Source organism: Providencia sp. (genome assembly GCF_040396775.1).
Classification (GTDB): domain Bacteria; phylum Pseudomonadota; class Gammaproteobacteria; order Enterobacterales; family Enterobacteriaceae; genus Providencia.
This window is the reverse complement of record NZ_JBEBNT010000001.1, coordinates 445,068-456,930: the sequence shown is the minus strand read 5'-3', so window position 1 is coordinate 456,930 and position 11,863 is coordinate 445,068. Positions and strand designations below refer to the sequence as shown.

Here is an 11,863-nt window from a genome sequence, read left to right as displayed (position 1 = left end):
TGACCAAAATCCGATAAATAGAGTGTATTTTGTTAGCATGGAGTTTACTCCTTTTGTTTGGTGTTCGTATATATACTTAAATTGTTTAAAGTTAAATATATAGTTAAATAAGCTAACAAATTTTTACACTTATTACAATATTGTTCCAAGTAAGATTTATATTTCACTCCCATTAAGTATAAATACTTATTTAATTGTTATTGTTCGCCAAATTTGCTAAATTCCTTATCCATTTTTTACGGTATAATGAAAAAATATGAAATTTATATGCTCACTATTTTGTTTATGCATTATCTCGGGATGTTCTTCAACGCCAACTTTTGAACCAAATAAGCCGACATGGCCAAAACAGCATAAAGACTCGCGTACATCGGAGCAAAAGCGCATAGATAGAGAAGCTGTTCATGAGCAACAACGCGCAGTTATGAGAGGGGAAAGGCCAGACTATGGTGTTTTTGAACGCTATTAATAGAATGCTCTTTGTTTGTATATAAGGTTATGGTGCATAATTGGCTGGTATATTGAGGTTAATCTTGACTTAGATAGGAGATGGATTTAATGATGTTCTTTACAAATGGCTTATCGTTGTGATTACAACTGTCTTTCGCGCGCTTTGCTTTTTAATATTGGTGCTATTTGCATTTGTGCTTGGTGTCTCATTTAATCTTAATCCACAATTGGATATAACAGCCCAAGCTAAATTGATGGTGGCAAATTTTATGTATCAACCGCAAGCCACTGAGTTTAGAAATGTGAAACTATATGCAGCGGCTAAAAATTCTTCTCATAATATCGTTGGAAATGTGTGTGGTGAAGTATTTACTTTTAAAGATGAAGCGCCATACCAGTATGAAAAATTTATTATTCAAGTTGCAAAAGATCATAATGGGGAAAATATCTTATCGTTCCCTTTATTTGATTTTGAAGGCGAAATGATACCTGAAGAGGATTTTCAGAAAATCTGGCAACAACGCTGTGTAAATGAAATTTCGGTAATGGAACCATAACATTAATATAAAGGTGTGGTCGTTTTAATCTTTAAATATATAGGTACTAAAGTGGAAGCATCTTTACCTGAACTTGATTTAATTGCGTTATTGGATATTCTCTTTTCTACATCACAGTTCCCTGTATTAGAAAAATTTAGTCATTATGCATTAATGATTAACTATGCTTTCTAATTAATCACTTATGGTTATTTTTAAATAATCAGTCTGGTTTTTAATCACCCATTTTTCGTTATAAAACTGAGTGTAATATTGTTGGCTATTCACGCATTTTTTGTTAAAAAATAAAAGGTAATAGCGAGCATAAACTTTGCTTTTATCTAGGTTGTTGGTTAACATATCCTAAATTAATGTAATTTAAGGGAAACAGGATGAAAACGTTTGGTGTCGTTTTAACGATAGTTGGGCTCATTACTGCTTTTTTATCATATAATATGGATGTCAGTATTCCTATCGTCTACGGTGAGAATGTAAAGGATGCAGGCCTCGCATTTGATAGACAAAATTACATTATAGGGAGTTTTGTTATTGCTTGTTTAGGGGTTTTAATTGTTATATTTGATAATCGTAAGAAGAAATAATTTAGCTCGGTAATTTAATCATAATATAAACTAATTGTAGCTTTTGGGTTAAAATCATAAATATCCGATGGATACTAATTCCAATGAATATGCAGTCTAGTAAGGTTCATGGTGTTATTTTAACTGGCTAATGTAGAAATATTGGGATGTTAATCCTGATGTATGTTGTGATAAAAAATAGCCCATGGTGAAATGGGCTGAACTTACATGATTTGTTATTCGCATTTATCATAACCAATAAAATAATGATATTCTGTAAAAAAGTGGTTCAATATCATTATATTTTGTTATATTCCGTTTTTATAAAATTCACATACCGTGAAATGTCATTTTTATTTTCATAAAAAACAAAGTGTTATGATTTATTTGTTGTGCTCCTCTTGTTTGTATCTCTGTAACACCTCTAAAAAATATTTTCACACAAGTTAACATGGTTGTAATGCAACGGTAGGTTTTATCCAAATACAATAATATAAGTATGTCAGCGGTAGTGGGTTATGTTTGCATTGTGATGATGAGTCGTAACATGAATATCGGATATTGCTCAGATTAATCGGTTAGAATAGAATGAACCGACTTAACCTAAATAAGGATATATATGAAAAAGCTACTCGCCTTTTCCGCCCTGATTTTAATTGTAGGGTGTACCGCTAAAGAAACGAATGTGGCAAAACCTATTGGAATGGCTAATCCAGCTTCAGTTTACTGTGAGAAATTAGGCGGGACCTCTGAAATTACGGATACTGCACAAGGGCAAGTAGGTATTTGTGCATTACCTTCAGGTGAAAAAATAGAAGAATGGGCCTTATACCGTAGAGATCAACAATAAATTTACTAGCCTTTCTCCTAAAGCAAAAGCCTATTTGGTTTTTGCTTTACCTTTATTAAAAATAAATCATCTTTTACTCACCTTTTTCTGTTATCGGCCGATAACAGTAGTATCGCTATCTGTTCGATAATCATTCTAAATTAAGCATAAATTTTTGTAGAACACTTTAAGTGCTTATGTGGCGAGATTTTTATCGATCCATATGGCTTTTGGTATTGTCGAAGAACGGACTATCGTAAATTATTGATGTAAAATATTTTTATGGGTCATTGTCTCATTGTGTTAAAAAAATAATACTAAAATGTAGTTGGCTATTTTATGTTATGTAATAGAGGTGAAAACAGGGCTTATTGTGCGCATTGAATATGTTTAAGAACGTTATGATAAAGCTTAGGGTAGGGAGTTGTTTCTTTTTAAGTCATTTTTTTGATGTGTTTAAGGTGATAGGTCACACTCTTACGCACTACATGTGTAAATTAGGAATATTCTTAATGCTAAAAATGAAGGTCAATATCCCTTTTTTACGTGTTGTTCGTTTTAAGAAATCATGATGATTTTCATATGGTTATAAAATGTGAAAATTGATGTAGAACAGTTTGTTTTTTACACGAACTGATTGGTTTTTTTATCCTATATCAAAAACAATGATAATATTTTTTTACATTGATTCTAATGATGACACTCTTATTTTGACGAGTTAGTCGTTTGTGCGTTTGAATGAATAAAGCATTTTATTGCGATTTTATTATCATTTTCCCAATTATTTATTTTTCAATATCCAGTTATATTTTTTTATTTAGATTAAATCGGATTTAAATCATTCCTTAATCTGAAAGTCATTGCTATTTTCTCGTTCAAAGCTAATTATTAATATAAAAAACCCTGAATACTCGTATTGTGCGTTTTAATGGGATTAAGCATAATAATTCGCTATTGTCTTTTCTTTAATCGTCGTTAGTTAACTTATCCCTCTCTTAAAAACATATAAATTAAATTAATGTTTTGTAATGTATTTACTATTCTAAATATGATGTATTAGATCGATTTTTTGCGACAAAAAGTATCTAAATGTAAGGTAAATGCCACTTATATCCATAAAAACCAAAAAACAATGTTTTATAAAAAACCTAAAAAGACAATATTTCATTGCATATTCACTATAAAGTTATTATAAATCACTTTTATATCTAAAAATTGAACTTTTTACGTGTAAATCAGCGAAAATAACACATCAGGCGATTCAATCAATAGATCATTTTCAATAGTTATCACCTATCAAATAATTTGATATGCGATGATAAAAACGATTTAATAAAATTTAAGTTATTCTGTATCCTCTCTTCGAAATCATATAGAACATATGATTATTAATTCTAAGTAGGACTAATTAAGAAACATATTTATTTGCATTAGTACAGAAGGTTTCAAAGTGAAACGTAAATCATAATATTCGTATATTCATTATACGATAGGATTTTTGTTTTCATTTTTTACTACTAAATAAAACAAAAACTTAATGAGTTCTGTAAGCGTAAGAAAAAAATCTCATATTAGGAAATGAAAATGAAGAAAGTACTACTGACTGCTGTTGCAACTACAATTATCGGTTTATCAACAGCTAATGCAGCTGGCACAAACGTTGGCGGTGGCCAAGTTAATTTCCACGGTAAAGTAACTGACGTTTCTTGTACTGTTTCTGTTGATGGTCAAGGTAGCGATGCTAGCGTTTACTTAGCACCGGTTTCATTAACTGAAGTTCGTGCTGGTGGTGCAGATGCACTTCTGAAAGCAAAACCATTTGTTATCGATGTAACTAACTGTATCGCTGCAGATGTTAAAGATCCTAAAGGAACAGGCTCTGCTATCGATAAAACGTTATTAAACGTTAACTGGACTGGCGGTAACTTACTGCAAGGCGCATCTGGTAACTCAGAAGGTTACTTAGCAAATACTGAAACTACTGGCGCTAGCAACATCCAATTAGCACTTTCAACTTCTGATAAAGCAGACTTATCAGACAAAATCATCCCTGGTAACCCGACACAGAAAAAAGCTGATGGTGATGTAACTAAAGTTGAGAACGGTGCTCGTTTCCAATATTACGTTGGTTATGCAACTTCGACACCTACAACTGTAACGACAGGTGAAGTTAAAAGCTATGCAACTTACGAAATCACTTACCAATAAGAGATCTGTAAGTTAATTATTTACTAGTGTTATATCTATGACATTATTTAAATATTAAGTAAACATTACTTTAATAAGCGGTAGGTATGCTGCCGCTTTTATTTTTGAGGTTTAAATGAAAGCAATAGTATTTATATTCTGCTTCATTTTCAGTATGCATTCATTTGCTAATAATATTATCGTTAATGGTACACGGTTTATTTACCCTGGAAATGAGAAAGAAATTACCGTGCAATTAAACAACACCGCGGATCGCCCTGCAATTGCACAAGCATGGCTTGATACTGGTGATGCTTCAGAGACGCCAGACACGATAAAAACACCTTTTCAAATTACACCGCCAATTTCACGTGTAGAGGCCAAAGGTGGTCAAACATTACGAATCAAATTAATGGATAAAGGAAGTATTCCTCAGGATAGAGAAAGCTTGTGGTGGTTAAATATTTTAGACATTCCTCCTATGGCTAAAGGTAAGGAAAGTGAGAATCAGAATGTATTGCAATTAGCGATCCGCTCTCGTTTTAAATTCTTTTATCGTCCAACAGGGCTAGGTAGCCGTGAATTAGCACCAGAGCAACTTGTTATTAAATCAAGTGGCAAGAATATTATTATCGATAATCCAACTCCTTACTATATTACAGTTACAAAGATTTCAACAGATGGTAAATCTGGGTTAAATGATAAAACCGTTTTATTAGAACCAAAAAGTCAAACAACTGTTGAATTAAAACAAGTAGTAAGATCAGGAAGTAATATCGTAATTAATAATATTAATGATTATGGATCAGATATTGCGGTGAAAACTACCGTTAAATAGGAAGATATGATGAAACAGCGAGAGTTAATAAATAAATATAGCAATACGCTCTCTGTGACCTGCTTTGTTACTGCATGCATGGTACCTACTTTTTATGCATGGAGTGAAGAAGATACAACCTATGAGTTTAATAGTGGTTTTATTATAGGTAGTAAAGAAGAAGTTGACCTGGCACGTTTCAATTCTTCCGGGATCAGCCCTGGGAAATATTCCGTTGATGTTTACACAAATAACAACTGGAAGGGCCGCTATGACCTTAGTTTTGAAGAGCAAAAGGATGGTCAACTGGCAGTATGTTATACCCCAGCAATGCTTTCCGACTTTGGCATTAATACTGAAAAACTGAACCCTACGCTTAGCCAAGAGAGTGATAGTTGCTTACCACTAAAAGATTGGAACAATGAAAAAGATATCGTAGATACTTTTCACTCATCGACATTACGTTTAGATATTTCTGTTCCACAAATATATGAACAGCGTATTTCCCGTGGATATGTTTCCCCTCAGTTTTGGGAGACAGGGATCCCAGCATTGAATGTAGGCTATATGGCTAACTATTATGATAATCATACTAGTGGCTCTCAGGGAAGTAATAACGCAAGTGCGTACCTTGGATTAAACGCAGGTCTAAGCTTTGATGGCTGGTTACTTAAGCACATTGGTAATCTCAATTGGCAGCGCCATGATGGTACAAATTGGAATAGCAACCAGACCTACCTGCAAAAGCCTATTGCAGGGTTAAAATCAAAAGCGACTGCGGGTCAGTTTTATACAGATGGCGATCTATTCGATAGTATCAGCTTACGCGGTGCAAAACTGGCGACAGATGACAATATGTACCCCGATGGGACGTCAACATATGCGCCAGAGATCAGAGGCATCGCGCAGAGTAATGCTTTAGTAACAGTCAGGCAAAATGGTTCCATTATTTACCAAACAACTGTTTCTCCAGGCCCTTTTAGCTTAACGGACGTCTATCCGTCCGGTTATGGAAATGATTTGGTTGTAACAGTGAAAGAAGCTGATGGTAATGAAACAACATTCAGTGTGCCATATTCATCGTTAGCACAATTATTACGCCCAGGTTTCACTCGATACCAAGTCGCTAGCGGTAAAGCAGATGCTGATGGATTGAGAAATCGTCCCTTGATTATGCAAGGTACTATTCAGCATGGTTTGAATAATACATTTACGCTTTATGGCGGCGTAACAGCATTTGATGATTACCAAGCTTATTTAGTCGGAACGGGTATTAATACTGGATTTGGTGCAGTTGCAGTAGATTTAACGCAATCAAGAACTGCATTTAAATATAAAACGGATAATGGGCAAAGTTATCGTTTGACATTTAGCCGTTTGTTCACGCAAACAGATACTAACTTAGTATTAGCGGCTTATCGGTATTCAACAAAAGATTATTACAATATTAATAATGCGTTGTATGCAATAGATAATGATAAACGTGGCGTAGCAAATACGCTGGGTCGTGAAAAGAATGGCTTTAGCTATACAATAAATCAAAACTTACCAGAAGGGTATGGCGGTATTTATTTTACTGGCCGTATTTCTAATTATTGGGATAAATCAGGAACTGAAGAGCAATATCAACTGAGTTATAACAATAACTATGACCGTCTCTCATACGGTATCGCGCTGATGAGAGTTTATGCAAATAATACGAATAATAATAAAAAAGACGACCGTATAAGTTTAAACCTGAGTTATCCACTGTATTTTGGCGAAAGTCAGAGTGCAACCTTGACGTCAAATACAATATTCAACAACGAAAAATTTGGTTCAACTCAAGTCGGTGCGAGTGGGGCGTTTGATAAAGAGAATAACTGGACTTACGGTGTAAATACTTCTGTTGCAAATGGCGGTGAGAAAAATATTGGTTTGAATACGGGATACCGTTCTTCGTTAGTAAATACCAGCGCTAACTATAGCCAAGGCCAGGGATACCGCCAGTTTGGATTAGGTGCTAATGGCTCTATGCTGGTGCACTCGGGCGGTGTGACATTGACACCGAACAGCTCAACGACATTAGCGTTAATTGAAGCTAAAGGTGCTGAAGGCGCATCCATTATGGGGGCACCAGGAACACGTGTAGACAGTAATGGTTATGCTATTGCACCTTATGTAAGAGCTTATCGTATTAATAATGTTGAAATTGACCCTAAAGGGAGTCCAGAAGACATTGTTTTTGAAAATACGACAACGCAAGTTGTGCCTTATGAAGGCAGCATAGTTAAAGTGAAATTTGGCACAAAAGTCGAAAAAAACGTTGCGTTTAATGTCGTAAGACCAGGCAACAAATCATTACCATTCGGCGCGAATGTAACAGATAAAAATGGCGAGTCAATTGGGATTGTTGGGCAAGGTGGAACCGTGTTTATTAGCAGTGAAACCGCGAAAGAAGCATTCATTAAATGGGAAAATGGGCAGTGCTCATTCTCTTTAGAAGCTGGAAACAGCAAGGAAAGTTTATGTCAATAACGAAACAATATCGCTTGTATATCGGAATTGGATTGTTTCTTACTGCAAGCTATGCTTCTGCGTATTGTAATCGTACTTCAACTCCTACATATGTGCTTAACATGCAAATGGGGCGGGTCGTGGTGGATCCCAATCTAAATGTTGGGGATACGATTGCTGAGCAAACGTGGGATATGAGGGAAAACTCAAATGCCATTTATGCTTACTGTACTCGGAATTCAGCGATTACAGCGCAAGTAATAATGTCGACACTAGTTCCTGTCGGGAATAAAATTTATCAGACAAATGTTCCTGGTATTGGGATGAAATTTCACCGTGAAGGTGCGGTAAGAATGACATACCCAGATGTATTTTATGCACCAAAAAACAATAACTACTATTTAGCTGGGTCAAAATTTATTTTAACTTTAGTGAAAACTGCCCCTGTTACGGGATCTGGTGTTATTGCGAGTGGTTACTATACATCTTATGGGTATATCCCTAATAACGATCCATTTTTAGTGACAAAGTTAGATGCTGAAGCAATTACTATAGTTTCTCCTTCTTGCCAAGTAGAGGGTGGGAATGAAAAAAATGTTTATTTGGATCCAATTAAGCGTTCCCAGCTCAATGGTGTTGGTACAACTGCAGGTGAAAAAAACTTTGATATTAGATTGATTTGTAGTGGTGGGGTTAGCTACTCTGGCTTTGCAAATGTGAATATGACGTTTAAGGGTGACATACCTAATAAAATGAATAATAGGCAAGGTGTTTTGGTCAATCAAATTAAGGCATCAAATGGAGCTGCTGGAGTAGGGATACAAGTTTTAGAGCGTAAAACAGATAGGCCAGTTATATTCAATGATCAATTTAAAGTGGGTGTTTTATCAGACCGGCAAACAAAGTATCTTGATTTAAATTATAAGGCGCGTTATTACCAATATGGTAGCTCAATTTCTGCCGGAGAAGTAAATTCAAAAATGGTATTTAATATCAATTATGATTAAGATATATAATTTCCATTGATATTATCATTAAAAATAAAACCAGTGGTTAATATATTTTTATTAACATAAGTTAGTGTTGTAAAAAGCCAATCGTTATATAACGATTGGCTTTTTTATCTTAAATAGAAACATAAAAAATAACATAGTACCTGTGGTATCCATGTTATTTTTATAGTTACTGGATTTTCTAATGATAAACTTTGTTAGGGGCGGTTTTTAGTTGGAGCAATAACGCTCTCTGCTGCATATTTTAACTCTTGATTGGCTTCATTAGATAGTTTGTTTTTATTTAATGTTGCACTATTTGCATAACCGTGAAAAAACCATTCGATAGGGCAATCCAGTACTTCAGCAATATCAACTAAGTGATTAATTGGTATTTTATTTATGCCATTCTCATAGCGAGATATTTGCTGCTGACTTAAATTTAATTTATTAGCTAAGTCGGCGCCAGAAAGACCAAGTTCTTTTCTCCGGTTTTTTATTTTTATACCGATGATACTATGAATGTCCATATGACATCCTCAATTTACATGAAGGGTTATTATTTGATGGTTGTTTTTTATTTACATACTAGATTATATTAAAAAACAACATGGTTTAAAAGTTTTAATGTTCATAATTATGATAAAACTCCCTATTTATAATAAAATAACTAAAGTCATTATTTTTAGTGTGGAATATATAATGACATTAAAATTTGGCATTCACTTTTTTCGTTAACATAATCAAGAAAAATAATAATATTAGTGATATCAATTTATTATATTTGTAATTCAAATTGAATGTTTCAAAATGAAATTAATATAAAAATAAATCATTAAAACCAATGTATTACAGCTGCTTTAAGATAATTAAAATTGACTGATTTTTAAATAAGTTAATGCTTGGATAATTCATTGTTAATAGTTTGGTCATTAATGTCTAATCTGGATAATTAAAAATTGATTATATTTATTAGAAAATAACATAATTTGATAAATGCTAGGTAAGGCAGAATATCAAAACCAAAAGACATCTTATATGATGATTTTTGCAAAAGGATCATTACTAGCGTCTTGATTCCATAAATATTCCATTCTTAATGCAATGTTCTTAGCTATTTCATCATCATAAAAGTCACTTACGATTTGTAGAGACATATCAATACCTGCACTAATTCCTGATGATGTATAAAACTTACCATCATGTACCCAACGAGCAGACGGTTGCCATAGAACAGATTGATTTAATGAAGTCACCCAATCATAAGCAAGCTTGTTCGTCGTTGCTTGTAACCCATTTAATAATGAGGTTTTTGCTAGTAGAGCCGCTCCCGTACAGACAGAAATAGCCGTATCAGCATATTCAAACTGCATTTTTACCCACCGGATATAATCCGCATCCATAGAAAGAGGGCGAGTGCCTTGGCCTCCAGGGATTAAAATGTGTTGGTAGGTAGGAACCGATACTGCGTGAGTATTGAGGGTGACGCCTTGAGAGCTGGTCATAGCCGCGCCATTAGGTGAAATAAAATTTATTTGACAGTTTTCTAAGCGGCCAAAGACCTCAACAGGCCCCATCACATCAAGGGTTTCAAACTGCTCGAACAGGATAATAGCAATATTATTTATCGGCATAATGAATAGTTGCTTGTTTTTAAAATAGCTATTTTGCCATAACCTTATTTTTTCGATTGGGATTTTGTGCACTAAATACTAATGTACCTAAAAAACAAAAACTAATCACAAATGTGTGTATTAACATATACTATTATTAAGGTTCTACAGGTGTTTATCACTATCTGTGAGGTGAAAAATGAAACTATATATTTATGAGCACTGCCCATTTTGCGTTAGAGCAAGAATGATTTTTGGCTTAAAAAATATCGCAGTAGAGCAAATCGTTCTATTGGATGATGACCATGAGACGCCTACTAAAATGATCGGTAAAAAAATGCTGCCAATCTTAGAAAAAGATGATGGGAGCTATTTACCTGAAAGTTTAGATATCGTGCATTATATTGACCAACTAAGTGAAAAAAAATATGCGGCAGGTGCTTTATCACCACAAATTGAAACTTGGTCTAAAGCCGTATCTGGTGTCGTATATAAATTAGTAACACCTCGTTTTGTTGAAACTGATTTTCCTGAAATAAGCACAAATGAAGCAAGAAATGCATATAAAGAGAGAACCTCGAAATCCTATGGTGACCTTGCGGAATTACGCAAAGAAACGCACACTTTGTTAGTTGAGCTCGCCCCTCAAATGTCATTATTGGATGTCTGGCTAGAAAACCGTAGGGAGGTTATTGATATAAACGATTTTTATATCTTTCCTACATTACGTAGCTTGAGTATTGTTGTTGGGCTAGCGTTTAGCAGCAATATTCATAATTATATGGATAAAATGTCACATAGGGCAAAAGTGGATTTATTGTTTGATAAGGCAAAGTAGAATCGAATGAATGCATGTCTATGAAAACCGTACTCATTTGAAGCTAATTAATGAGTACGGTTTTGTATCTAGAGTGTTAGGCTAATTGACGTAATCACGTAGGGAATACACTAATTTATAATGCCCTTGAATTAAGACCAATTGGTTATTCTTTAAATTAATAGTCGCACCTTCTGCAAGCATGCGCTTTAGCATCGAATCCCATCTAGACAAATCTTCATCAACACATTCAAGTTCAGTCTTATTTAAGTTTTTAACGGTAATCTTGGCATTATTAACATTGCCCAATCCATTAAAGTCATTGCACATTGATGCAGATACAAACATCTTTTCGCCAAAAGCGATATAAGGAACAGTTTGTTTCGCTTTAATGGGTTTGCCATCAACTTCAATTAAAACATAACGATGGTGAACTAAAGCATCTTGAATTGCTTTGTCGTCGTTCTTCGCATCAACTTGATGTGTTTGGCAAGCGGCTAATAATAAGCCCAATAAGGTCAGTGGAATTAAACGTTTCATCAATC

General features: G+C 34.2%; 13 protein-coding genes. 10 read left to right on the top strand and 3 right to left on the bottom strand.

Annotated elements, in window-relative coordinates:
* Nucleotides 1-256: 256 nt before the first annotated feature.
* The 9 genes from ABWP91_RS02060 to ABWP91_RS02020 all read left to right on the top strand — a co-directional run bounded on the left by ABWP91_RS02060 (nucleotide 257) and on the right by ABWP91_RS02020 (nucleotide 8,903).
* Nucleotides 257-469: an AAA family ATPase gene (locus ABWP91_RS02060; RefSeq protein WP_353241790.1), complete on the top strand. Its 213-nt coding sequence runs from the start codon at nucleotides 257-259 to the stop codon at nucleotides 467-469.
* Nucleotides 470-587: 118 nt separating this feature from the next.
* A complete protein-coding gene (locus ABWP91_RS02055) occupies nucleotides 588-1,007 on the top strand; it encodes a hypothetical protein (protein WP_353241789.1) in 420 nt (139 codons plus the stop codon).
* A gap of 51 nt (nucleotides 1,008-1,058) precedes the next feature.
* A complete protein-coding gene (locus tag ABWP91_RS02050) occupies nucleotides 1,059-1,181 on the top strand; it encodes a hypothetical protein (protein ID WP_353241788.1) in 123 nt (40 codons plus the stop codon).
* Between the two features lie 197 nt (nucleotides 1,182-1,378).
* Nucleotides 1,379-1,588 (top strand): hypothetical protein, encoded by a 210-nt coding sequence (locus tag ABWP91_RS02045; protein WP_353241787.1) that lies wholly within the window; start codon nucleotides 1,379-1,381, stop codon nucleotides 1,586-1,588.
* 598 nt (nucleotides 1,589-2,186) lie between these two features.
* Nucleotides 2,187-2,417 (top strand): putative hemolysin, encoded by a 231-nt coding sequence (locus tag ABWP91_RS02040; RefSeq protein WP_353241786.1) that lies wholly within the window; start codon nucleotides 2,187-2,189, stop codon nucleotides 2,415-2,417.
* A gap of 1,563 nt (nucleotides 2,418-3,980) precedes the next feature.
* The gene (locus ABWP91_RS02035; RefSeq protein ID WP_353241785.1) at nucleotides 3,981-4,604 is read left to right on the top strand and encodes a fimbrial protein; all 624 of its coding nucleotides are present in this window, start codon (nucleotides 3,981-3,983) and stop codon (nucleotides 4,602-4,604) included.
* A gap of 115 nt (nucleotides 4,605-4,719) precedes the next feature.
* The gene (locus ABWP91_RS02030; RefSeq protein ID WP_353241784.1) at nucleotides 4,720-5,421 is read left to right on the top strand and encodes a fimbrial biogenesis chaperone; all 702 of its coding nucleotides are present in this window, start codon (nucleotides 4,720-4,722) and stop codon (nucleotides 5,419-5,421) included.
* A gap of 9 nt (nucleotides 5,422-5,430) precedes the next feature.
* Complete coding sequence (locus ABWP91_RS02025) at nucleotides 5,431-7,917, top strand: fimbria/pilus outer membrane usher protein (RefSeq protein WP_502935783.1); 2,487 nt, start codon at nucleotides 5,431-5,433, stop codon at nucleotides 7,915-7,917.
* Nucleotides 7,908-8,903 carry a fimbrial protein gene (locus tag ABWP91_RS02020; protein WP_353241782.1) on the top strand — a complete coding sequence of 332 codons (996 nt, stop codon included), beginning with the start codon at nucleotides 7,908-7,910 and terminating at the stop codon, nucleotides 8,901-8,903. The genes ABWP91_RS02025 and ABWP91_RS02020 overlap by 10 nt, the downstream gene beginning before the upstream one ends.
* Before the next feature lie 203 nt (nucleotides 8,904-9,106).
* On the opposite strand, the gene ABWP91_RS02015 is transcribed toward ABWP91_RS02020, so the two are convergent.
* On the bottom strand, nucleotides 9,107-9,418 hold the full coding sequence (locus ABWP91_RS02015) for a helix-turn-helix domain-containing protein (protein WP_219248307.1): 312 nt from the start codon (nucleotides 9,416-9,418) through the stop codon (nucleotides 9,107-9,109).
* 504 nt (nucleotides 9,419-9,922) lie between these two features.
* Nucleotides 9,923-10,522: a DJ-1/PfpI family protein gene (locus ABWP91_RS02010; protein WP_353241781.1), complete on the bottom strand. Its 600-nt coding sequence runs from the start codon at nucleotides 10,520-10,522 to the stop codon at nucleotides 9,923-9,925.
* Between the two features lie 178 nt (nucleotides 10,523-10,700).
* Here ABWP91_RS02010 and grxB point away from each other — a divergent pair, with 178 nt between their 5' ends.
* Nucleotides 10,701-11,339 (top strand): glutaredoxin 2, encoded by a 639-nt coding sequence (gene grxB, locus ABWP91_RS02005; protein WP_353241780.1) that lies wholly within the window; start codon nucleotides 10,701-10,703, stop codon nucleotides 11,337-11,339.
* A gap of 81 nt (nucleotides 11,340-11,420) precedes the next feature.
* Here the strand turns inward: grxB and ABWP91_RS02000 are convergent, their stop codons facing one another.
* On the bottom strand, nucleotides 11,421-11,858 hold the full coding sequence (locus ABWP91_RS02000; protein WP_353241779.1) for an META domain-containing protein: 438 nt from the start codon (nucleotides 11,856-11,858) through the stop codon (nucleotides 11,421-11,423).
* Nucleotides 11,859-11,863 lie beyond the last annotated feature (5 nt).

Coding starts and splice junctions, on each gene's coding strand:
- ABWP91_RS02040 (WP_353241786.1), top strand. CDS start 2,187: ATGAAAAAGCTACTCGCCTTTTCCGCCCTGATTTTAATTGTAGGGTGT.
- ABWP91_RS02035 (WP_353241785.1), top strand. CDS start 3,981: ATGAAGAAAGTACTACTGACTGCTGTTGCAACTACAATTATCGGTTTA.
- ABWP91_RS02030 (WP_353241784.1), top strand. CDS start 4,720: ATGAAAGCAATAGTATTTATATTCTGCTTCATTTTCAGTATGCATTCA.
- ABWP91_RS02020 (WP_353241782.1), top strand. CDS start 7,908: ATGTCAATAACGAAACAATATCGCTTGTATATCGGAATTGGATTGTTT.
- ABWP91_RS02000 (WP_353241779.1), bottom strand. CDS start 11,858: ATGAAACGTTTAATTCCACTGACCTTATTGGGCTTATTATTAGCCGCT.
- ABWP91_RS02010 (WP_353241781.1), bottom strand. CDS start 10,522: ATGCCGATAAATAATATTGCTATTATCCTGTTCGAGCAGTTTGAAACC.
- grxB (WP_353241780.1), top strand. CDS start 10,701: ATGAAACTATATATTTATGAGCACTGCCCATTTTGCGTTAGAGCAAGA.
- ABWP91_RS02045 (WP_353241787.1), top strand. CDS start 1,379: ATGAAAACGTTTGGTGTCGTTTTAACGATAGTTGGGCTCATTACTGCT.
- ABWP91_RS02015 (WP_219248307.1), bottom strand. CDS start 9,418: ATGGACATTCATAGTATCATCGGTATAAAAATAAAAAACCGGAGAAAA.
- ABWP91_RS02060 (WP_353241790.1), top strand. CDS start 257: ATGAAATTTATATGCTCACTATTTTGTTTATGCATTATCTCGGGATGT.
- ABWP91_RS02025 (WP_502935783.1), top strand. CDS start 5,431: ATGAAACAGCGAGAGTTAATAAATAAATATAGCAATACGCTCTCTGTG.